Genomic DNA, 22,185 nt, shown 5'->3' on the forward strand with positions numbered 1-22,185 from the left:
CACCTATGAATCGAATATGAACGTGACAATCACATGTCTGCTCATGGGATATGTGGAAATATCGGCCGTTTATACTACGGGTTAATTCGCAATCAAATTTCTGTCTTCGAGTGAAGATTCAAGCGTTCGGACTACCCGAAAGAATCAATTCGGGCGCTAGCCATTCTGCCCGGATTGATGCTATGGCGGCGTGGACGTCCGCTCTCGGTGGCCACGGCTCGGGGGCTGCTTCGCGGTGAGCTCGAACCGTCAGGCGGTTCGCACCGGTTGCCCGATTCTCGTGGTGTGTTGCCCCGTAGCGTCAGGCCACACGTCGACGGCTTTGCCGGCCGTCGGGGGACTGGGCCCGAACGGGCAAGGGGGCAAGGTCGGCGCAGGTGCCGGGAGCGGCGAAAGGCGCATCGGTTGGGCCGCGCGAGGGAAAGCGGCCGGACCCGGAAGTTGCTGACTCCGGATCCGACCGCCGATCGCTCGGTTATGAACTACCGAGCGCGCCAACGAGCGAAGTGGCGATGAACTCGGCGATGGGGCCGATGAGCTCAATGAACCCGAAGAATGCTGACGACATATGCGTTCCTTCCGTTTACTGTGGGTGGCTCGTAATTCCTCGCGGACGTTTATCGAACACAAATATTTCGACCGCGAGAACTTGAACCGTAAATATGATGACGCATGTGTGATGAAAATCGCTGCATTCCGGGATAGTTGCGGGCTCGACCCCGACTTTCACGCTTGAGGGCCGTGTGGCGTTCGAAGCGCGATTCTTTGCGGGGTGGTTCGAGTTGTCGCCGATTTGCGGTCCTGGGAACCGGGGATTCCCCGGCTGGCGCGCAGCGTCGCACTGAGTAGCGCACTGTGGTTTGTCGTTCCTGGAATGTGAATCCCCGACTGCGCACCTTTGACGCACCTTCTGAGGTAACTCATGCACAAATTGGATGAATATCTGGTTTCACCTCACACACGCGGACGTCAACCGCCCAAACTAGACTTCTAAATGCAGTTATGATCGAGACGATCACATATCTATGACCGTGACACTCATATGTTGAAGTTGCTGCGTTACTTCAACACTCGGGGGGCGTGACCTCGATTCGGCTCGAATTGACAGTCTGTGTCAACGCATGTGTGAATTGGTAAGTAGTTAGCCGAGTGAAAAGGTATATGCCGTGAGGAAATGCGCGGGAACGTCGACATTGCAGATGATTCGCGGCGGGTTTGACGATCTCGAAATCTGCTTCCGTCACTCGAATGAGTCTGGCTCGGGGAAGTCGCGATGACGGTGGATTCGCCGGACGTTTATGACTCCAGCGCCCCTTCGCCACCTTCTCGCCTGCCGCGTCAGCAATTGTCGAGGTTTCTCTCGGCCGTCGGGCGCCCCCGCGACTTCTCGTTCAACACCCGGGTTTTTGTCACAATCGGCAGTACCGTTATTGCGTTTTGGCCCGTGTGGGTTGCCAATATGGAGTGGGTGCTCGCGGGATCGGCCGTGGCGTACCTGTTCTTTGCTCCGGTCTGGTCCGGGATGATCACTTACAGCTTGGATCGGACTCCGCGCGGTAAAGAGATCAACGACGGGGAGTTCGACCGGATCGTTGCCGTGGTGTTCGGCACCATCGGCATCATCTGTGCCAACGCGGCCATACCTCGGCTCCCGGGGGTGGCGGCGTTTTGGCATGCCGACCTCATCCCACCCCTCATCTGGATCTTCTGTGTGTCGATCGTGGCGTTCGGTATCCGTCGCGTCGTCCGCGACTACCTGACCTGGGTCTTCATGGTGGCCTGCTTCCCACCCAATTTTCTGATGCTCGGGAAGCTTCTGGGTGGATCCACCCTCGCCTTCGGTGCGGTGACCGTCTTCTACGGTGCGACGGCCGCGTTCCTGGCGTTGCGCGGTTCGCCCTTGAAGTGGTCGGTACCGCCGGCGTTTGTGGTGATCGGAATGGCGGGCACCTGGTTGCTCAAGGAGCAGCCGACCCCGGTGGTCTATCTGCTGCCGACTGCCGTGTGCACTGCTGGTGTGATCGTCCTGGTGGCGCGGCGCGTTCACGTTCCGACCAGGATCTCGCTGCCGCAACGGTCACTTGTATCCGTCGTGGTGGCGTTCTCGCTGGCGTTCGTGATCTTGGCGACCGGACCACGCCCGCTCGATTTGCCCGATTCGGACCGACTGATCTGGGCCCAATCCGACTGGATCGACAACCTGAGGACCAGCGGCGTTGTTGTCGGTGAACCTCAGACGTTCGAGTGGGGTCCGAGGTTCATGGGTGATGACGGTTCGGTGGTGCGCCACCGGGTGCAGATCGGCGACGAGGTGGCATTCCTCGACGTCTTCACCAGCCCGCATCTCGGCCGGTTCTCCAGCTTCCGGCGCGGGATCTGGTACGCGTCGGCGCCTCCGGTGGTACTGGGAGCCGGATTTGTCGGGAACGATCGCGAGGTCACCCGATTCGGAGAACTCAGCAACCAACTTGATACGGCCACGACGCCGGGGCAGTCGCTCTGGGCGGCACGGTACTGGCTGTGGCGCACCAAAAACGGTCCCGATACGCAGTATCAGACGGTGTATCTGCTCGGTTCGCGCGAGGAGGGAGCGCCGGAGAGGGTTCCCGAACCGTCGTCGTTGAACTACACCAACACCGTGTTGAAGCCACTCGAGTGGCTGCTGATCGCACCGACGTCGGACCAGGGCACCCGAACCAACCTCGAACCGCAGTTGACCGGTATGGCCGAGATCATCGTGGATTCCGCGCAGGATCGCCGATGAGCGCGACCTTCGAAGGTGATCGCACGGTCCCGTTGCCCGATGAGTTCTCTGCGCGCCGCCCGTTCACCGGTGGTCAGCAGGTCGGTGGTGTGGTGTTCGTCCTTGTCGTTGTGGTGGCGTCGATCCTGAGCTGGCGGGCGGCGCTGAGTTGCCTCGCGTCGGTGGCGTCGATCTATTTTCTGATCTCCACCATCGACAAGACAGTGCTGCTGCTGCGTGGGCTGTACGGCAAGGGGCTGGTGCAGGTCTCGGACGAGGAGGCGTTGGCGATACCCGACGAGGACCTCCCGCGGTACACGGTGCTGTTGCCGGTATACGACGAACCCGAGATTGTGCAGACCCTGGTCGAGGGTGTGGGCCAACTCGACTATCCGGCAGACAAACTCGACATCTTCCTGGTGCTCGAGGCCGACGACAAGGCCACGATCGCCGCGTACGAAGCCGCTGAACTGGCGGGTGTGACCAAGGTCCTCGTACCGCCGAGTGAGCCCCGGACCAAGCCCAAAGCCTGCAACTACGCGATGGCGCTGGACCTCGACCGCAGTGAGTACGTCACCATCTACGATGCCGAGGACGTTCCGGATCCGCTCCAATTACGCAGGGCGGCATGGGTATTTGCGCACAGTCCATCGGACGTGGCGTCGATTCAAGCGCGGCTCGGGTACTACAACGAACGTGACAACCTGCTCACCAAGTGGTTTGCGATCGAGTACGACCAGTGGTTCTCGTACATGCTGTCGGCGCTGAGCGAATCCAACTGCATCATTCCCCTGGGTGGTACCTCCAACCACATCCGAACCTCGGTGTTGCGGGCTCTCGGCGGGTGGGACGCCTACAACGTCACCGAAGACGCCGACCTCGGTATCCGGCTCGGCCGCCAGGGCTACCGGACTCTGGTGCTCGACTCGCTGACCGAAGAGGAAGCGAATCCCGATGTGGTGAACTGGATTCGGCAACGCTCTCGGTGGTACAAGGGGTACGTCCAGACGTTTTTGGTGCACGCCCGTCAACCGCTGTCGCTGTACCGCCAGGTCGGTTTCGTCCCGCTGTTGCGGATCGCCAACCTGACGGTCGGCATGCCGGTGGCCAACGTGCTCAATCTGGCGTTCTGGGCGTCGCTGCTGGTCTGGTACGCCGGGCACCCGGATTTCATGCTCAATCTGTTTCCCGGCCCGGTCTACTACGTCTGTCTGCTGATGTTCACCGTCGGCAATCTGTTGACGATCATGTTGGGCATCATCTCCACGCGCGCGCGAGAGAAGCCGTATCTGTTGGTCGCCGCGCTCCTGGTGCCGGCGTACTGGATCTTGCAGTCCCTCGCAGCGGTGAAGGGTCTGCTCCAAATCGCTTACAAACCTTCGTATTGGGAGAAGACAGTCCACGGGCTGTCTTCGAAGAAAGTGGACAAGAAGTGAAGACGTTGCGTCGTTTGTGTAGTGCTCTCCTGGTCGTGCTCGGCCTGGTGTGGGGTGTTGGGCCGGCGTGGGCTGCGCCCGGCGACGAAGCCGAAACCAGCACCACGCTGGACTGGCGGCAGCTGGGGATGGGATCGGCGGTCTCGTTCGGCGCGATGAATGCGCCTCAGACCGTGACGATTCCGGTTCCCGACGGTGTTCGGCCCACGACACTGACCGGGCAGTTGCAGCCGGCGGTGAACGTCGTCAACGGCTACGTCGAGGTCCAGAGCGGTGATGGACAGGTCATCGGCGCGATACCGGTTCCGGCGGCCAATGCCGCAGCGCGGGCGACCCCGTTCACCGTCGACCTCTCGGCGGCAGGTGTGCAGGGCGATGCCGCCGTGATCAGGCTGGTGCTTCGTTCGGCTGATGTCGACGAGGTCTGCGGTCCAATCCCACAGTTGACCTTGAGTAATCTGGCGGTGAGGTTTGCGGGCGGGCCGCTACTTCCGGCGACGGTGGAACAGTTCTTCCCGTCGATACTGCCGAACGCCGTCGTGTACGTGGATCCGGTGCCGACCGCTTCTGAGAAGCAGGCGGTTCTGAGTCTTGTTGCAGCACTGACAGATCACTACCGTCCGATCCCGATCGACATCTCGGTCCGGACGCTCGGCCGCAACATCGAACCACCACAGGCGAAGTTCGACAACTTTTCGCGAACCATCGTGGTCCGGGACTCCGTGGACGGGGCGATAACGCTGGATCCGAACGGCGGCGCACCGTATCTGGCGATCACCGGCGAAGACGAGGCGTTGGCGAAGCAGGTCGAACTGTTCACCACCGGACTGCTGGCGCTGGCACAAGTCCCCTCAGTGGCCGTCGACTCCGCGGATGCGTCCTCGGTGCAGGGTTCCAATACGGTGATGTTCGAGCACTTTTCGGAGAATCTCAAGCTATCGGTGCTGGGCCAGGCGACCCTCTACACCGGGTTCGATTCCGCGGTCTTCGCGTTGAGTAACCCCGGTACGGTCGATGTTGATCTGCGGGCCATCTACACGCCGGTGCAGACGACTGAAAAGTCCACGGTGCTGGTGCAGGCCGACGGGCAGACGATCTACTCGGCGGCCCTTGGCGAGAGCGGGAAGCTGCACGCCCAATTCACGATTCCGGCCCAACGCGTGGCGTCCGGCGCCGAGTTGGCGATCGTGGTGTCGTACGAGCCGGCACCTGGCCCGTGCAATCCGCGGACCGTGCCGTTGACCTTCGAGGTGGAGCCGAGTTCTACGGCCACGGCCCACACGCGCGATGGGGCGGTCGGGGGTTTCTCGGCGCTGCCGCTGGCGTGGGCTCCTACGTTCCAGGTGGCGACGGACGACTCCGACCCGAGTGCGCTCACCCATGCAGCTGACATGGTTGCTGCGGTACAACGGTTGTCGCCGGAGATCCTGCGGCCCATCGTCGTCGATCTGGACACGGCCGCACGCAGTGGTTCGGGCGCCCTGATCGTGGCGTCAGCTGAGCTGGTCGCCACGGCAGGGCTGGATCCACCGGTCGACACGGTGGGGGAGACCACCACCATCGACGTGCCGGCAGCGATTGTGGCGGAGATCCCGAGCGGGCTCGGCAGCATCCAGTCATACGCACAGGGCGATCGGACGCTGGTCCTGGTGACGACATCCGGAGACTGGGCATTGGTCGACCCCTTGTTCGGGTATCTCGACTCCCTGGAAAGCGGCTTGAGCAACCTGACCGGTGACGTCCTGGTCGCCGGTCGTGGGGGAGTGCCGACGGTCCTGACCGTTCACGATGACGGACTGACGGCTTCCGGACCCGGCGTCGGAGACAGTTGGACGGTGTGGGTATGGGCCGCTGTGGTGGTCGGGATAGGTCTCGGCGCCATGGCTGCAGGGCTGTTGGTCTTCCGCCGCCGCCGCTCCACCACCGCAGATCCGACCACCGCGGATCATGACAGTTGAACTGATCGCGCCGACCACGGGCGGTGACGCCGAGGCGGTCGACATCGGTCAGCGGGACCGGTTGCGTGGGAAAAGCGAGAAACGCTGGGGTCTGGCGTTGTTCGTATTCGCCGCCGGTGCATACCTCGCGGTGGGTTACTACCTCTATCTGGTGGTCGGGTACATCAACCCCGACGCCAGCAGCCGGGTCGGTAATGCCGGCTACACGATCATGAGTCGTGATCCTCACCTGGGCGCCATCGGTTTCGTGTGGAATCCGCTGCCCAGTCTTCTGGAAATACCGCTCTTGCCGTTGAGCGCGTGGTGGCCGGAGTTGAAGACGGTGGGCTTCGCCGGCGCCGTGATGAGCGCGTTGTTCATGGCAGGTGCAGTCTGGCAGATACGCCGGATCGGACTCGACTGTCAGGTCCCGAAGGCCGCGAGATGGCTTGCGGTAGCGGCCTTTGGGTTGAACCCGATGGTGATCCTGTACGCCGGGTCGGGTATGAGTGAGGCGCCGTTTTTCTTTCTGCTCCTGTGGGCGTGCCGGCGCTTGCTGCAGTGGATGCGAACGGCACGCGTCGACGACCTCACCTGGGCAGGCATCGCGCTGGGTTTGGCGTATCTGACGCGTTACGAGGCAGTGGTGGCCGGTGTGGCTGTCGCCATTCTGGTGGCCGGTGTGTCGGTGCTTCGGCAGCATCGTGCCGGGCGAGCGCTGAAATCAGCTGCAGCACTGGCTGTTCACGACGTGGTGATCGTCACCTTCCCGTTGGCTGGTGCTTTTGCGCTCTGGGCACTGACTGGCTGGATGTTGGACGGCTCCCTGTTCGCCCAGTTCACCTCGCAGTACGGTAACGCGGCCCAGGTGGAGGCAGCCGGTATCGTCTCAGCCGAGAGCACTGGGTACGTTCCGCTGCTGAAGACCATTGCGGCAAACCTTTTCGGGACCGAACCGCTGATATTCGTGGTCGCGATTACGGTGGTGGCCTTCTCTGTTCGGAATCGGACGCTCCAGGCCGCAGCGCCACTCGCGGTGTTCGGGTCGGTGCTCACCTTCCAGTCGTACGCCATTCTGTCGGGATCGACGTTCGGCTGGTTCAGGTTCTTCATGGGTTCCATTCCCCTGGTCGTGGTGGCATTGATGTGTACGTGGCGACCACCGGGAGCTCGGTCCGCTGCCAAGTCGTCTCGGTGGCGACGACCATCGGCGCGGGCCACGGTGCTCATGGCTGCGGTGTTGTTGACCTCGGTACCGGTGACGTGGAATTCGATGCTCAACCCGGCGATAGGTAAGGAAGAGTACGGATTACGGTCCGCATTCTGGCCCGGGCAATATCCCAAGTCGGAGTATTGGTTCTACTGGTTCGGTGAAGTCTCGAGGAACACCGTTCGATGGTTTGATGCACAGAACCTTCCCGAAGGATCGATCCTCGTCGACACCTTCGGTCTTTCGCGCATGTGGCTGTGGTCGGAACACCCGAAACAGTTTGTGGTGCGCAGTGACTACGACTTCTTCACCAAGCTCAACGATCCGGCTCGCGAGGGTGTGCGATACATTCTGGCGCCCAGGCCATCCGGACTCGGTGAGCTCGATTCCATCAATGTCCGGTATCCCACTTTCTGGGAAGACGGCGCCGGGTTTGCCACTCTGGTGATGACCATCCACGGCCCCAATGGGGGAGCGCAGTTCCGCATCTATTCCGTTGCCGTCGACTGACGTGTGACCGGCCGGGGCGATCCGAGTCCATCGCCGAGATCGATGCTGGCGAAGGCGATTTACAGGGCGCCGTCGGAGGTCGGTGTAACTGGTGTGGCCGTGGACGGGGAGAGTGACGGCGATGATGTAGGCGTGCTGGTTGTCAGGCGCGTCTGCTGCGTGAATGTCGGTGGATTACGCGGCGTGGCAGTTTCGGTTGCGGAACGTGAACGCGAGGTGGGCGCGCGACGGACGGGCTCCGAGGCCTGGAAGGTTGGCAGCAGTACGGGAAGCGCTTGACCGCTGGTGGTCGCGGGAGTTCCGGGCGGCGGGCTGCTACGGGTGGTCGCCGGCGACGAGCGACTCCGCTGCGGGGTGGAGGTGCTGCGGACGGCCGATGGCACCGTCGACGACACCGCCGTGGAACTGAGCACTGGGCGGCCGGTGTTCTCCGGTTCGGATGTGTCTCCCATCGTCACCGCGGCGACGACGCCCACCGCCACCAGGGTGAGCCCGACCGCACTGGCCGCGATCAACAGGCCGCGGCGACGGCCCAGTGGTCGTGCGGCGGCGCCAGGATTCGTGCGGGGAGAACGCGCAAACAATGCGGCGCCACGTGCAGCAACGTACGTGCTGTCTCGCAGTATGCGGACGGGCTGGTTCAGAGCGGTGGCCAATGTGGCAGCGAGGTCGGCGATTCCCGCGCCTGCGCCGGCCAAGGCGATCAGCTCGGTGTTGTTGCCGCTCAACGGTAATTCCGCGAGTGCGGAGGCCAGCGACTCGGCCCCGGCAGTCTCGGTGATGGGTATCGGCGTCGCTCCGGGCAGTTTCAGGTTCGCGGTGTCGACAATTCTCTTGTTTGACGGATCGACGAGGATGAGCGGTTGATGGCGTACTGGCCGGCCGGTTGCGTCGACATTCGCGATCACCACGCGCCCACCATGTGTGAACAGGTCTGACGCGGCGGCGGCCAGCGCGGTCGAGGTTGCCATGATGGTGCTCCGCGCCAACCACAGCGGGGCCATTGGCCCGTTGCCCTCCGGTGCGTCGGTGGGGAGCTTCATCAGACCGGACAGGTATTTCTGGGTGGCGGGGTTGGTGCAGGCAATGCCGATCACGCGAATCCCACTGGGTGCTGATTCGACCAACTCGTCAAGACTCGCCAGCACATCGGAGTGGTACCCGATCGGAACGCGAGCCCGGGTCAACACTTCGCCGGTGCGGGCGTCGATCACCGCGGAGGTGATCTCGTCGGTATCGATGGAGATCCCGAGTACAGCAGCGTCGTGCATCGATGTTCTCCACTCGATTTGGTTGATGTTGCCCATCGAAACCCCGCACGCAGAGTCTGGGCGGTGCTCAAAATCAGGTCTAAACCAAAAGACTAGCGGTTGTTTGCTCCGCGCGGGACCTGAGAAGCGCTGCGCGTGAACGCCTGGCGCACAATGCCATTGGCTGCTTTCACGGGCAAACCATTATATTTTCATACGTTCAGACGACGCACACGTTGATAATTCGGTGGACGACCGGCCCAAATGGCTTTAATACCTGGCGGTCTGCGTTGAGTGCGATCGGGTAACACGTCGCCGTCGAATATGCCGACGCCTGCCATACGGGTTAGCCTGCTACGGATGTAGTTCTTCTTGATGTCATTGGATGGGGGCTAGGGAATTGTCGACCACGTCGTTCCTTGCACGTGTAGGGATCTGTACGGCTGCCACTGCCTGCCTGTTGGCGGGAACCGGTACTGCGGTCGGTGAACCCGCTCCATCTCAGTCAGGTGCTGCTGACAGCGGTGACATCGGGTATTGGGATCGAGAACTATCCCGCAGGGACGGATCGTTGCTGAGCAGATCAGCCGCGGCGCCGCGCGAGTTCAAGGTGCCGGTGTGGTCGGAGTCGATGGGCCGGGATGTGACGGTCCATGTTCGTCGGCCGGCGGACACGTCGACGCCTGCCCCTGTGTTGTACCTACTCGACGGCGGTGGGCGCTACGGCGGAACCGATATCGAGGAGTTCCTCGAGGACGATCACGTCAACCTCGTGGCACCGACCGGCGGCATCAACGCGTACTGGACGGATTGGCAGAAGACCGATCCCGACCTGGGCGTGGCCAAGTGGAAGACTTTCATGACCGAGGAGCTGCCGCCGGTCATCGACGAGATGCTCGACACAACAGGGCGCAATGCCGTGATCGGCATGTCCCGAGTGGCGACGTCGGCGCTGCAACTCGCGATCGCGAAACCAGGTCTATACCAAGGAGTTGCCGCGTATAGCGGATGTGCCAACGTCAGCGACCCGGTGGGGCAAGCGTTGATCCGGATCACCATGAACCATGTTGGAGTTGGCGAGCCCGAAAACATGTACGGCCCGCCGAGTGACCCGGCCTGGGCTGAACACGACCCGTTTGTGCATGCAGAGCGACTGCGGGGGACCGAGGTCTTTCTGTCTGCGGGTAGCGGCCTACCGGGGCAATATGATGCGCTGAACAACTCGTACATCGACGGCGATATCGCCAAGCTCGCTGACCAGATAATCGCGGGCGGATCGATCGAGGCGGTTTCCAATGCGTGTATGCGGGCCTTCGCAATTCGGTTGGCGTCCCTCGGCATGAAGCCGACCACACATTTCAGGTTCACGGGCACCCACGCCTGGAGCTATTGGAACGACGACTTCCACGCGTCATGGCCTATGCTGTCGCGTTCGCTGGGTATTGGCTGAGTGTCGCAACGTTGTCGTTTGTTCGGTTTGGGGAAACTGAGCGGACGATCGCTCGGGCCTCGCACTTCGAAGTATCGTGGGCGACTGGGAGTTGTGGCGTCGTGGGAACTGGTCCAAGAATGACCTGAAGCTGATCACCAGGCTTGTACGGGTGTCTTGATCGGTATTGATCGCTGGTCTGGCATTTGCCGAATGCGATATCTCGCGATGGGGACCGTGAGTCCGCCCGAACGGCCCGACGTCCGAGGCTTCATCTTCACGCGAGGGTTTCTCGTGGACGCATGTCGCCTACCCTTGTGGGGTCTGAAAGACCGTGGTCTGAATCGCGGCCAATCTGAGACCGACTACCGGCAAGTAACATCGCGCTGGTTCACAATACCTAGGCAACAAAATGGACACGGCCCGCCATATGGGCTATAAATGACCGTAAAGATCATTCGGTTGGTGCTGCGTCACCGAGAACCGGGGCGTTAGATGAGCTCGTTGAAGTGTGAACGGTTGGGGAGTGGCGCGGGTTCTACGGTGACTGATTTCTGAGGGTCCGCATTTGTTGCGCAGTAATTCAATTGCTCCTTTCTTTAATGTACGTTTCCGCAGTATTGTTTGTTTGTTCGCTACTGTTACGACTGAGCGCTAGGGATCCGTTGCTGACATTAACTTGTGGAACTGTGGAGCAATGTCCACTGCCGTAACGCCGAGTTCACCTGGATTTAGTGCGTGCGATGGTCAGTGGGGCCCTGCGCATCGTGCGACATTCGAAACTAGGTCAAATTGATGTTCTACCAGCGGGATTGGTGAACGGTTAACGTCCAGGGGAGGGTTGCTCGCCGAGGTGACCGGAGCAAAATATTTTCCTGATTGTGATACGTGTCACCGCATGTTAGTAATCTTTTGTGACCTAGGGGTTTCGCGTGTAAATCATTAGGCTTAGGTCGCGAAAACATACCGGAGGCGTTAAGCTTCTATTGTTCCGAGCGCGACTTGCATTAAATGTTCGTGCAGTGAAGCGCTCCGTGACCATCAAGTATTTGCATATCGACGTTTCCTAGGGACGGCCTGGGGTCATGTATCCCTCGTTTGTCCAAAGGGGTGGCATATCACGCGTCGGGGAGGTTGGGTATGACTCGTAGCACCAAGGCGGCGAGTGCTGAGTGGAGTGTCGCGACTCGTTCGCAGCAGCCAGTGACGCGTCCGCGGCTGAAGACCTGGGCAGATACGTATGTCCGCCGTGTGCAGAGCTTTGATGTTTTGATCATCATCGTCGCGGTCTTCGGAGCCCAGCAGATACGGTTTGGATTCCCTTCGGTAGTCGATCCCGTTGGGCGGTTCAGCACTCCAGCCATTTTCGTTTCGGCGGGGTTTATTTTGGCGTGGGTGGTTGCGCTTCGGGTGGTGCAGAGCACCGACAAGCGGGTTGTCGGTTCTGGTCCCGAGGAATATAGCCGAATTGTTCGAGCATCGGTCGCTGTATTCGGGTTGCTCGCGATAGTGGACCTTCTTTTCAAGTGGGATGTTGCCCGAGGGATGCTTGCGATCGCTCTACCTGCGGGCACACTCGGGTTACTGCTAGCGAGGTGGGGAGCGCGGTGGAATCTTGCTCGTCGGCGCAGCCATCGGCAAAGTATGAATCGGGTGCTCGTGGTTGGAACGCCTACATCGGCAGGACCGCTCATCACTCATCTCGATCGTAATCCCAGCCTTGGTCTTGAGGTGGTCGGCCTCTGCGTGCCGCCAGGCCACCCGGCCAGGCATCGGGACATGGTGACGATCGGTGATCGCGGCCTAGCGGTATTCGGTGATTGCAGCGACGCGCGGGAGGGAGTCGCGAAGTCTGCCGCGACAGCAGTGGCTGTCACTTGCGCTGAAACTCTGGGTCATTCCGTGATGCGTGAGCTTTCGTGGGACCTGGAAGGCATGCACGTCGACATGTTGGTTGCGCCTGGTGTCGCCGACGTGGCAGGTCCACGGATGATGGTTCGGCCGGTCGCGGGGTTGCCGTTGCTCCACATCGACAAACCGCGTTACGAAGGTGCCAACAAGTTCTTCAAGGCCGCATTTGACAGGCTGGGCGCAGCGACGATGCTAGTTCTGGCTTCGCCGGTGATGGTCGTTTGTGCGATTGCAGTAAAGGTAAATTCGCGGGGATCGATCTTCTACAGGGCCGAGCGAATCGGACTGAACAACGCGCCGTTCCAGATGTGGAAGTTCCGCACGATGGTGGACGGGGCCGACAAGCAAAAGCTCGCGCTGGCGAATCTAAACGAGGGTGCCGGCGTCTTATTCAAGATGAAGGATGATCCCCGGATTACCACCGTCGGCAAGTTCCTTCGCCGCTACAGCTTTGATGAGCTCCCACAACTGTTCAACGTCTTGGGCGGCACGATGAGCCTGGTCGGGCCCCGGCCCCCTCTTCGTAGTGAAGTGGAGCAATACAGCGGAATCGTGTCTCGTCGCATGCTCGTTCGCCCCGGGATCACCGGACTGTGGCAGGTCTCCGGACGATCCGACCTCAGTTGGGATGAATCTGTGCGACTCGATCTTTCGTATGTCGAGAACTGGTCGATCATGCAGGACGCGATGATCCTGTGGCGGACACTGAAGGCTGTCGTGCGGAGTGACGGTGCGTACTGAGCCGATGAAGATTCTGTTCGTGTGTACCGGCAACATTTGTCGGTCCCCGGTTGCGGAACGAATGTTGCACCAACGAGCTGCCGAACTGGGTTTGGATCTGCTGGTCAGCAGCGCAGGAACCCGTGCACTGAACGGCAAGCCGATGCACCCCGAGAGCGTACGGGTGTTGAGCGAACGCGGCATCAGTTCAGAGGGGTTCACCAGTCGGTTGCTGACGCCAGCACTCACCTCCACCGCAGATCTGGTTCTTGGGCTGACGCGGGATCATCGCGCCGCGGCGCGTCAACTCGCGCCCGTGCGGTGGCGCCACATGCACACGCTTCGCGAGATCGCAAGTGGTGACCAGAATTCGGGATCGAGTACCGAAAAGGGCTTTTCCTCAGGAGGGTTCGCGGGACCCAACGATGTCGGTTTGGACATCGAAGACCCGATTGGCCGTTCTGCCGATGTCTTCGACAGCGTGGCCAAAGACATTGAAGCGACAATGGCCGGCTTGGTGGCTTGGATCGAGCGCCAGATCGTCCAGCACGTCCCCGTTCAACAAGTAGCGAAGTAGGAGATCTTCCAATGCGTATGACCGTTCTCGGAACCGGCTATCTGGGTGCAACCCACGCCGCATGTATGGCCGAACTCGGTCATGAAGTTCTCGGTGTGGATGTTGACCCGTCGAAGCTTGCCAAGCTTCAGGCTGGCGAGGTGCCCTTCTACGAGCCCGGGCTCGAAGAGGTCCTAAAGCGCAACATCGACGCGGGACGCCTGCGATTCACGGATTCGTACGAAGAGGCCGCCGAGTTCGCGGATGTGCATTTCCTTGCGGTGGGAACCCCGCAGAAGCGTGGCGAGTACGCAGCCGACCTGAACTACGTGAACGGAGTGATCGAGAGCATCGGTCGCCTGATCACCCGACCGTCGGTGATTTTCGGGAAGTCGACCGTCCCTGTTGGGACCGCCGAACGACTCGGTTGCCGAGTGCGGGAACTTGCACCGTCCGACGTGGACGTCGAGGTGTCGTGGAATCCCGAGTTTCTACGCGAAGGCCACGCCGTCGAGGACACGCTGCGCCCGGATCGCTTGGTGGTGGGGGTGGACAAGTCTCGCGGCGGCCGCGCCGAAGAGTTGGCGCGCGAGATCTACGCCGAGGCGATCGCCGGGGGTACTCCCTTTGTGCTGACCAACTTGGCCACCGCAGAGTTGGTGAAGGCATCGGCGAATGCGTTTCTGGCAACGAAGATCTCATTCATCAATGCAATCGCTGAGGTGTGCGAGGCAGCCGGCGGCGATGTCACGGAGCTCGCAGATGCAATCGGGCACGATGATCGGATCGGACGGAAATTTCTCAACGCCGGTATCGGCTTCGGAGGAGGCTGCCTGCCCAAGGACATTCGGGCATTCATGGCTCGAGCAGGCGAATTGGGTGCCGATCAGGCACTGACATTTCTTCGTGAGGTCGACAACATCAACATGCGACGCCGGACCCGGATGGTCGAACAAGCGCGCGAAGCATGTGGCGGTTCGTTCCTGGGAACTCGCGTGGCTGTTCTGGGTGCGGCGTTCAAGCCGGACTCCGATGATGTTCGGGATTCGCCTGCCCTCAACGTGGCCGGGCAGATCCAACTCCAGGGTGCGGCCGTGATGATCTACGACCCGCAGGCGATGGAGAACTCGAAGCGACTGTTTCCGACGCTGAACTACGCCAGCACGAGCAATGAGGCTTGTGAGGGCGCAGATGTGGTTCTCGTGCTGACTGAATGGAACGAGTTCCGCAAGCTCGATCCCAAGCTTGTGGGCCGAAAGGTCCGGAGCCGCAAAGTGATCGACGGACGCAACTGCCTCGATCCCGAGCGCTGGAGCGCAGCGGGTTGGGAGTACCGAGGCATGGGTCGAGGCACTTGGTCCGCAGCAACGGTCTAGCAGTACGAGCGGTCGGAGAACAGTCATGACAAAGGTCTATTCAGACGTGCGCCCGGCCCGACGGCAGTGCGAGTTCGTTCTGGAATCACTCGGGAACCACGCCACCGACAGGGGGCAGTCGAAATGAGTCTTGTCTCTACGCAACGGCGTGCCGTGCTCGCTGCATCCACAGGTGGTCACCTGGCGCAGATGGTGCGTTTGCTGCCGCACCTTCCGATCGACGACGACCCCCTGTTCATTACGTTCGACCATCCGCAATCCAGATCACTTCTGGAAGGGCGGCGCGTCAAGTACGTGCCCTATATCGCGCCTCGTGACTATCGGGGACTCGCCTTTGCTGCGCCGTCGATTGTGAAAGCTCTCCGCGGAGAAAAGTTCGACGTGGCGATCAGCACCGGAGCCGCCATTGCCTCGCTGGTGCTGCCTCTGTCTCGTTCGCTGCGCCGCGAGGCGTGGTACATCGAGAGCGTCTCGCGGTTCGACGGTCCCTCTGTCACCGGAAAACTCGTGTCGAGGTTCCCGGGGGTCCGGACGTTCACACAGCATCCGGCGTGGATGAGTGACAAGTGGGAATACCAGTTCTCCGTGTTGGAGGACTATTCCGCTGTCAGTGGCCCCGGACGCGTCGCCAACGACCGCCCGCAGAAGGTTTTCGTCACGTTGGGGACGATCAAGCCGTATCGATTCGATCGACTCGTCGACAAGTTGCTCGAGGTGATCCCCGAGAGTTTCGAGATCGTCTGGCAACTGGGCGATACGGTCCGTGACGATCTTCCGGGTGAAGTGCACAGCACCGTTCCTGCCGACGACTTCCGGGGTTACATCGAGGACGCTGACGTCGTGATCAGCCATTCGGGTGTCGGATCGGCAATGCAGATACTGGATTTGGGAAAATGTCCGGTTCTGGTTCCGCGGCGGAGTTCCCACGGCGAGCACGTCGACGACCACCAGGGACAAATCGCCCGAGAGTTGGCGAAGCGAAACCTTGCGGTGGCAGCGGAGGTCGACGACATCACCTTGGAGTCGATCCTTGCGACGTCTTCGGTGAACATCTCTGTCTCAGAACGTGACACGACGGCGCCTGGTTTCGGCGCGAGTGCGGCGCCGATGCGGTGGGTCGCCGAATGAGGCGCAGCGATCTTCGTCGCACTTGTGCGTGGTCGATTTCGCAAGGTGGCAAATGACTCCGAAGATTTTCATCGCCGTTGGTGGGCAGCGGGACAACGTAGGGGACACGGCCTTGCGGCGCGCGTATCTCGATGCCTTGCGAACGATAGGGGAGCTTCACGTCACGCTGGGTTCTGCGCCGGAGACATACCTGCAGGGGTTGGAACTCGACGACCGCGACACCGTCTATCCGAATCGGCAGGCGTGGCGTTCGGCTGCGTATAAAACCGCTGCGCGGGAACCTGTGGTCTACGCGTTTCACGTCGGCGAGATGATCCTGACCACGAAGCTCGCCGTCTCGTACGCGAAGCAACTCCCGATGGTGTCGATGGTCAGGCTCAAGCGGGGCGCAGTTCTTCATTGCGGCCTCGGCCTTCGTGGCGGTATCGGCAGCGGAATCAAAGATGCCATCCGGTTGCGGATGGTCCGGACGGTACTGCGGGCCTGCACTTTTGTTGCGTGGCGAGATGAAACGAGCGCGCGGCTGATCGGAATCGGGTCGGTGGAACCGGATTGGGCGTTCGGTGCCGGTCCGGCGGACGAGGTTCGATCCGGTCACGATGCAGATCGTCGTACCCTGGCTGTGGCGTTGCGGCACGACCGGGATCGGCCGTCGGACGAATTCGTCTCGGCCGTCCGGGAATACGCGGAGAAGCGAGAACTGCGAATCGTTCTGACCGCCCAGACCGAACGTGATCTGGTGCCTGCACGCGAGAATGCCGATAGGTTCGGCGGTTCCGTCGTCGAATGGACGAGTCCTTCGCTGGACGTCGCCGAGAAGGACCTGCGTGAGGTCTACCGGGACTGCCACACCGTGGTGAGCAATCGCCTACATGGGCTGGCGATTGCTGCCACCGAGGGTGCGTTGCCCATCGGGCTCACCACGGGCGATCCGGAAAAACTTGCCCGAACGCTTGACGCCGCAGGGATTTCCGGGGTCTGTCTCGATACCCGGAACGCGACCCACCGCCAGGTGCTCGATCACCTGAACGCCGTGGACGCGCGCTCGGCGGAGATAGGGGCAGCGGTCGAGAAGGCGCAAGCCCAGCTCCAGCGTCATGCAGATGAACTCAGCGGGCTCGTCGAGGCGAAACTCGGCAAGAGCCGCGCGACGGCTAGTGTGGGCACAGTATGACGCACAGAATGCCTGATATCGAAGAGAAGTCGCAGTCACTCGGTTCCAAAGCTGCTCGCGGGGCGGCCATCACGGTTGCCGGGCAGTTGTCGCGGGTCGTCATTCAGTTCGGCGGCCTTATGGTGCTCGCGCGACTGTTGTCGCCCGAAGACTACGGCCTGGTTGCGATGGTTCTGGCAATCGTCGGTATCGCGGATCTCATTCGAGAGTTCGGTCTGTCCTCTGCAGCAATTCAGGCGCGCACGGTAACCGAAGCACAGCGTTCGAATCTGTGGTGGATCAACATTGGGCTGGGCGCAATTTTGTCGTGTGTTGCCTTCGGAGCCGGGCCTCTTATTGCCTGGCTTTACGGGCGCCCGGAGCTCACTGCGATCACCTGGGGCCTTGCCGCGACATTCGTTTTGAACGGCGCATGCACGCAGCATCGTGCCGATCTGTACCGACGGTTCCGCTTCAAAGCGGTTGTCGTCGTGGATGTGGGTGCACAGGCATGCGCCATGGCGGTCGGTGTTCTCTGCGCGTTAGCCGGCGCCGGCTACTGGTCGCTCGTCTGGCAGAACGTTGCGCAAGCCGTTGCCGCATGTGTCTTTGTCGCCATAGCGAATCCGTGGGTTCCCAGTTGGTTCACACGCGGGGTGGGAACGCGGACATTCTTGCGTTTCGGATGGAATCTGCTTGCCACTCAAGCCGTAGGGTATGCGAGCAGGAACATCGACACCATCATTGTCGGCGCACGTTTTAGCGCGGCGGATGTCGGTATCTACAGTCGAGCATTTCAGCTGTTCATGCTTCCGATGAATCAGCTGAATTCACCCGCGACCAAGGTTGCACTGCCGGTTCTGTCGCGATTGCAAGACGATAAGGATCGTTTCGCCGCCTTCATCCTCCGCGGCCAGACGGCGTTGATGCACGTGGTGGTTGCATTGTTCGCAATCGCTTTCGCGGTCGCCCCTCCGCTGGTCGATGTTCTGTTGGGTGGAGGCTGGGACGGCGTGATCCCGATTCTGCGGATCCTCATCGTGGGTGGTCTGTTCCAGGCGGCGGGATATGCCGTGTATTGGGCCTTCCTGTCTCTCGGACTAACCGGAGCCAATCTTCGTTATACGCTGGTTGCCCGAACGGGCATGATCCTCTGCATTCTGGCCGGTTCGATGTTCGGCATGACCGGTGTGGCAACCGGCTACGCCATCGGGTTGTTCTTGATGTGGCCGTTTGGACTGTGGTGGCTCAGTCGAGTGTCTGAGGCGCCGTCGCTAGCGTTGCTCAAGAACGGCCTGCGCATAGTTCTGACGTATGTGCCTGCGGCTGCCGCGGGTTTTGTGACAACCGAGGTGCTGGCTGATGTGCCGGCGATCGTGTCGTTGCTGGCCGGGCTCGCCGCGTGCGCGGTGGTGTGCGTTGTGACCTTCTTGGCTTTGCCCGCGGCCAAGCGAGATCTAGGGGAGCTGAAGAACACTGCTGCTCTGGTTCGGCGGAAGAAGAAATGAGTCGACCAACAGTTCTCTTCTCATTTGCCAAGCCCGGCAACAAGTCGAATCCGTATGTCAACCAGCTCGTCGATGCGGTGCAGACCGACGCGAATGTCCTGTTCTTCGACTGGAAGACGGCCTTCACGCGGCACTATGACGTCTTCCATGTCCATTGGCCCGAGTGGCTGGTACGCGGTAGGGGGCGATTCGAGAGATTCCGCAAACCACTCCTGTTCGCGCTCCTGCTGATTCGCATACGGTTGACCAATACGAAGATCGTTCGAACGGTCCACAACAAGAGTGCTCATGAACCCATCGGCGCCGTCGGTCGATTCCTGATTCGGCGACTCGAGAAGATGACGGCGATAACCATCGAGCTAAACGAGTCATCTCTCGCCGGCGCGCGTACCGTCGTCATCCCGCACGGTCACTACCGGGACTGGTATGCGCTACCTCAGGGTTCGGTACCGGCGGACGAACGGCAGTTGCTGTTCATCGGCATGGTGCGCCCCTACAAAGGGATCGAAGACGTCATCGATGCCTTCAAGGCGGATCGAAGTGCCGACATCCGGTTCAAGGTGATGGGCACGCCGGCCAACCGTGCATACGCGGACGCACTGGTGAGTCGCGCCGGGGATGACACGCGGATAGAGTTTCACTTCGGATACGTCGACGACGCCGATTTTTCCCGGTCGATTCTGGAGTCCGCGCTGGTCGTGCTGCCCTACCGCGACCTGCACAACTCAGGAGCACTGATCGCGGCACTATCTGTGGGTCGGCCCGTGCTTGTCCCGCGGAATCCGGTATCCATCGCGCACGCAGAAGAATTCGGCTCCGACTGGCTGATCACATATGAGCCACCTCTTCGCATCGAGGACATCTTGCTGGCGTTGAAGACGGCGGGGGTGGCGGTTGCTTCCGGTCTGCCGAATCTGTCGGCCAGGGAGTGGCCGGACGCGGGGAAAGCGCATCTCCAGGTATACAACGAGGTGATACAGAAATGACGGCTAGCATTCCGGATAGTCCGACTGTCGAGGACGACTCGGGTCGATTTGTCAATGGTGTCGAGATCGTGCATTGGAACCCGGTTCGGTATTCCCCGCGAAAGCTGAGCACCAGGTTCAAGCGAGTTCCTTATCGGGTCAACAACTTCGGTGACCTCCTGGGGCCGGTCATCGTTGGGAACGTGGTCGAGGAAAGGCTCGCCCCAACCGGCCGCGACGCCGGTATTCCCTCTCAGAAGAGGCTGCTGTCCATCGGGTCGATCATCCATCAGGCCGCCGATGGCGACGTTGTGTGGGGATCGGGCATCAGTGGCAAGCACAGCGACAAGTGGTATCGCTTCTCATCACTCGATGTGCGGGCGGTCCGCGGCCCGGTCACTGCTGAGTTCCTTCGTGCCCGTGGGATCTCCGTGGGTGATGTGACGGGCGACCCGGGCCTGCTCGTCGGACGCTACTTCGATCGGAAGGACTTCATCGGCCATCCTGCGACGGACGTCCTGGTCGCGCCCAACCTGAACGACATCGAGCGTGGAAGCTGGCCGTCGGGCTTCCTTGATCCTCGGACGCCGCTTCGAGACTGTCTGCGCCGGATCGCGAGTGCGGAATTGGTGGTTGGTTCCTCGCTGCACGCAATTGTGGTCGCGGAGTCTTGGGGAATTCCAGCGAGGCTCGTCACCTCGACCGTTGAGTCGTCGGTGAAGTACGACGACTACTACCGGGGCAGCGGTCGGTCAAATTACCGCCCCGCGACTTCAGTAGACGAGGCAGTCGCACTCGGCGGCGAGCCGGGTCACACTGCGGATCTGGATGCTCTTGTGGGAGCATTTCCTGTCGACCTGTGGTCGCGGGGATGACGCACGCGGCGCCGCTGCGCGCAGCTGTTTCACAGGCGGGTCGAACACGGGGACGAGCACACGTGCCCACCACGATGAATCCGTCGCTGAACGTGGACGTCGGATTCAGTCGGGTCATGGGCGCCATCCTGGGGATGTATGCCGCCACCATCGGCGTGCGGGTCTCGATCCTTGGACTGCATCCACAGTCGCTGATACCGCTGGTCGCGCTGGCCTACCTTCTGGTCTATGCGCCGAAGAACCGGCAGTACATCCGCTGGGGTCTGCTCGAGTTGGCTGCGGTGGTCTACATCCTCACCAGGACCGCAACAGAGATATTCAATAGTGTCTCCACAGGTCATTCAGCGAACATGGCTGTGGCGTCCAATGTTTGCTGGTACTTCCTGGTCTTCCTCCTCGCCCGTTCGGCAGTGCAGAACCGAGGCCAGCTCCGGGCATTCCTGGGCACCTTTGTCGCGTGGAGTGCACCGGTCGCACTGATCGCGGTGGCGCAGGTGGCCTTGGGTTCTTCTGTCACTTCGACTCTGCTCAAGTTCACGTCGAGTTCAGGCGCTGCGGGACGACTGGAGGACGACCGGATGACCCGTGCCACCAGTTTGATCGGTCACTGGTCAGCGCTCGGCGGCTACCTGTGCGTGAGCCTCGCCATGCTGTTCGTCATCTTGATACTTCGCCGGGAAGACCGCGGTGACGGAATAAGGCACTGGACCACCCAGCCGAAATGGGTGATCTCCGCGATTGTCCTCGCCTGTGCGGGGATCGTCTCGACCTTCACCGTCGCACCGATTCTGATCGCGATCCTGGTGCTCGGTGTTGTTGCGACGATCTTCCGTCCATCGCCCCGCGTGGTGGTCGCGGGCGTGGCAATCGGTTTCCTCATCGTGTGGTACTTTCTGCCATCGATCCAGAGCAGGCTTGCTGTGCAGACGAGGTACACGACCTACCTTTCCGCCGAATACGATTGGGTACCTTCCACTATCGCAGTTCGCATCGATCTCTGGATCAGCGAATCATGGCCGGCATTCAGCGAGCGGCCCTGGACCGGTTGGGGCCAATCGGTATTCGGGCAGAGTGGCTACTGGCCGGAACGTCCGACAAGTATCGTGTGGCCATATCCGGAGTCCGAAATTGCCAAGGCGATGGTCACGTCGGGCGCAATCGGCATGTTGGCACTGGCCTTCTTGCTTGCTGTGTGGCTGATCGTGATCAGGCGATCCCGGGCGGTGCTCGGGTCTGGCGTTTCACTAGTGGCATCGGCATTGCTCATCGGCTTGATCGTGGGCTCGTTCATCAATCCCTACTTCACCAATCAGGGTGTCCCTGGCGCTCTTTGGGCGCTGATGGGGGCGTTTGCTTTCACTGCCGGTCACAAACCCGAATCCGGCCTCAAGCCCAACCTCCGCCCCCCCAAGTCCGAGTTGCGAACCAGGACATGACCCTGATCCGCTGCTCTCGCTCGATCCCCGTGTTCCGAAAGG

15 protein-coding genes are annotated in these 22,185 nt (G+C 61.1%); 14 read left to right on the forward strand and 1 reads right to left on the reverse strand.

Going from position 1 to position 22,185, the window contains the following annotated elements; genetic code table 11:
• Nucleotides 1–1,468: 1,468 nt before the first annotated feature.
• The 4 genes from AC51GR_RS02600 to AC51GR_RS02615 are packed head-to-tail and all read left to right on the forward strand — an operon-like array spanning nt 1,469 to nt 7,836.
• Nucleotides 1,469–2,764 (forward strand): hypothetical protein, encoded by a 1,296-nt coding sequence (locus tag AC51GR_RS02600; RefSeq protein ID WP_496323072.1) that lies wholly within the window; start codon nt 1,469–1,471, stop codon nt 2,762–2,764.
• Complete coding sequence (locus AC51GR_RS02605; protein WP_496323073.1) at nt 2,761–4,179, forward strand: glycosyltransferase family 2 protein; 1,419 nt, start codon at nt 2,761–2,763, stop codon at nt 4,177–4,179. The genes AC51GR_RS02600 and AC51GR_RS02605 overlap by 4 nt, the downstream gene beginning before the upstream one ends.
• The gene (locus tag AC51GR_RS02610; protein ID WP_496323074.1) at nt 4,176–6,137 is read left to right on the forward strand and encodes a hypothetical protein; all 1,962 of its coding nucleotides are present in this window, start codon (nt 4,176–4,178) and stop codon (nt 6,135–6,137) included. The genes AC51GR_RS02605 and AC51GR_RS02610 overlap by 4 nt, the downstream gene beginning before the upstream one ends.
• Nucleotides 6,127–7,836, forward strand: a complete 1,710-nt coding sequence (locus tag AC51GR_RS02615) for a hypothetical protein (protein ID WP_496323075.1) — start codon at nt 6,127–6,129, stop codon at nt 7,834–7,836. The genes AC51GR_RS02610 and AC51GR_RS02615 overlap by 11 nt, the downstream gene beginning before the upstream one ends.
• A 59-nt stretch (nt 7,837–7,895) precedes the next feature.
• Here the strand turns inward: AC51GR_RS02615 and AC51GR_RS02620 are convergent, their stop codons facing one another.
• The gene (locus AC51GR_RS02620; RefSeq protein WP_496323076.1) at nt 7,896–9,107 is read right to left on the reverse strand and encodes a hypothetical protein; all 1,212 of its coding nucleotides are present in this window, start codon (nt 9,105–9,107) and stop codon (nt 7,896–7,898) included.
• Nucleotides 9,108–9,657: 550 nt separating this feature from the next.
• Here AC51GR_RS02620 and AC51GR_RS02625 point away from each other — a divergent pair.
• The 10 genes from AC51GR_RS02625 to AC51GR_RS02670 all read left to right on the forward strand — a co-directional run bounded on the left by AC51GR_RS02625 (nt 9,658) and on the right by AC51GR_RS02670 (nt 22,143).
• A complete protein-coding gene (locus tag AC51GR_RS02625) occupies nt 9,658–10,536 on the forward strand; it encodes an alpha/beta hydrolase (protein WP_496323077.1) in 879 nt (292 codons plus the stop codon).
• 1,119 nt (nt 10,537–11,655) lie between these two features.
• On the forward strand, nt 11,656–13,167 hold the full coding sequence (locus AC51GR_RS02630) for a sugar transferase (RefSeq protein ID WP_496323078.1): 1,512 nt from the start codon (nt 11,656–11,658) through the stop codon (nt 13,165–13,167).
• Nucleotides 13,157–13,723 (forward strand): low molecular weight protein-tyrosine-phosphatase, encoded by a 567-nt coding sequence (locus AC51GR_RS02635; RefSeq protein WP_496323079.1) that lies wholly within the window; start codon nt 13,157–13,159, stop codon nt 13,721–13,723. Before AC51GR_RS02630 ends, AC51GR_RS02635 begins: the two co-directional genes overlap by 11 nt.
• A gap of 11 nt (nt 13,724–13,734) precedes the next feature.
• Complete coding sequence (locus tag AC51GR_RS02640; RefSeq protein WP_496323080.1) at nt 13,735–15,078, forward strand: UDP-glucose dehydrogenase family protein; 1,344 nt, start codon at nt 13,735–13,737, stop codon at nt 15,076–15,078.
• Between the two features lie 189 nt (nt 15,079–15,267).
• Entirely contained in the window at nt 15,268–16,206 is a 939-nt protein-coding gene (locus tag AC51GR_RS02645; RefSeq protein WP_496323081.1) for a glycosyltransferase, read from the forward strand.
• A gap of 52 nt (nt 16,207–16,258) precedes the next feature.
• Nucleotides 16,259–17,380, forward strand: coding sequence for a polysaccharide pyruvyl transferase family protein (locus AC51GR_RS02650; RefSeq protein ID WP_496323082.1), 1,122 nt, complete (start codon nt 16,259–16,261; stop codon nt 17,378–17,380).
• 8 nt (nt 17,381–17,388) lie between these two features.
• On the forward strand, nt 17,389–18,867 hold the full coding sequence (locus AC51GR_RS02655; RefSeq protein ID WP_496323083.1) for a lipopolysaccharide biosynthesis protein: 1,479 nt from the start codon (nt 17,389–17,391) through the stop codon (nt 18,865–18,867).
• On the forward strand, nt 18,864–19,853 hold the full coding sequence (locus tag AC51GR_RS02660; RefSeq protein ID WP_496323084.1) for a glycosyltransferase: 990 nt from the start codon (nt 18,864–18,866) through the stop codon (nt 19,851–19,853). Before AC51GR_RS02655 ends, AC51GR_RS02660 begins: the two co-directional genes overlap by 4 nt.
• On the forward strand, nt 19,850–20,707 hold the full coding sequence (locus tag AC51GR_RS02665; RefSeq protein ID WP_496323085.1) for a polysaccharide pyruvyl transferase family protein: 858 nt from the start codon (nt 19,850–19,852) through the stop codon (nt 20,705–20,707). The genes AC51GR_RS02660 and AC51GR_RS02665 overlap by 4 nt, the downstream gene beginning before the upstream one ends.
• 62 nt (nt 20,708–20,769) lie before the next feature.
• The gene (locus tag AC51GR_RS02670) at nt 20,770–22,143 is read left to right on the forward strand and encodes an O-antigen ligase family protein (RefSeq protein WP_496323086.1); all 1,374 of its coding nucleotides are present in this window, start codon (nt 20,770–20,772) and stop codon (nt 22,141–22,143) included.
• The last annotated feature ends 42 nt before the right edge of the window (nt 22,144–22,185 follow it).

It is taken from the genome of Williamsia sp. z71, from assembly GCF_059553375.1.

Coding starts and splice junctions, on each gene's coding strand:
- AC51GR_RS02605 (WP_496323073.1), top strand. CDS start 2,761: ATGAGCGCGACCTTCGAAGGTGATCGCACGGTCCCGTTGCCCGATGAG.
- AC51GR_RS02615 (WP_496323075.1), top strand. CDS start 6,127: ATGACAGTTGAACTGATCGCGCCGACCACGGGCGGTGACGCCGAGGCG.
- AC51GR_RS02620 (WP_496323076.1), bottom strand. CDS start 9,107: ATGCACGACGCTGCTGTACTCGGGATCTCCATCGATACCGACGAGATC.
- AC51GR_RS02630 (WP_496323078.1), top strand. CDS start 11,656: ATGACTCGTAGCACCAAGGCGGCGAGTGCTGAGTGGAGTGTCGCGACT.
- AC51GR_RS02640 (WP_496323080.1), top strand. CDS start 13,735: ATGCGTATGACCGTTCTCGGAACCGGCTATCTGGGTGCAACCCACGCC.
- AC51GR_RS02645 (WP_496323081.1), top strand. CDS start 15,268: ATGGTGCGTTTGCTGCCGCACCTTCCGATCGACGACGACCCCCTGTTC.
- AC51GR_RS02650 (WP_496323082.1), top strand. CDS start 16,259: ATGACTCCGAAGATTTTCATCGCCGTTGGTGGGCAGCGGGACAACGTA.
- AC51GR_RS02655 (WP_496323083.1), top strand. CDS start 17,389: ATGCCTGATATCGAAGAGAAGTCGCAGTCACTCGGTTCCAAAGCTGCT.
- AC51GR_RS02660 (WP_496323084.1), top strand. CDS start 18,864: ATGAGTCGACCAACAGTTCTCTTCTCATTTGCCAAGCCCGGCAACAAG.
- AC51GR_RS02665 (WP_496323085.1), top strand. CDS start 19,850: ATGACGGCTAGCATTCCGGATAGTCCGACTGTCGAGGACGACTCGGGT.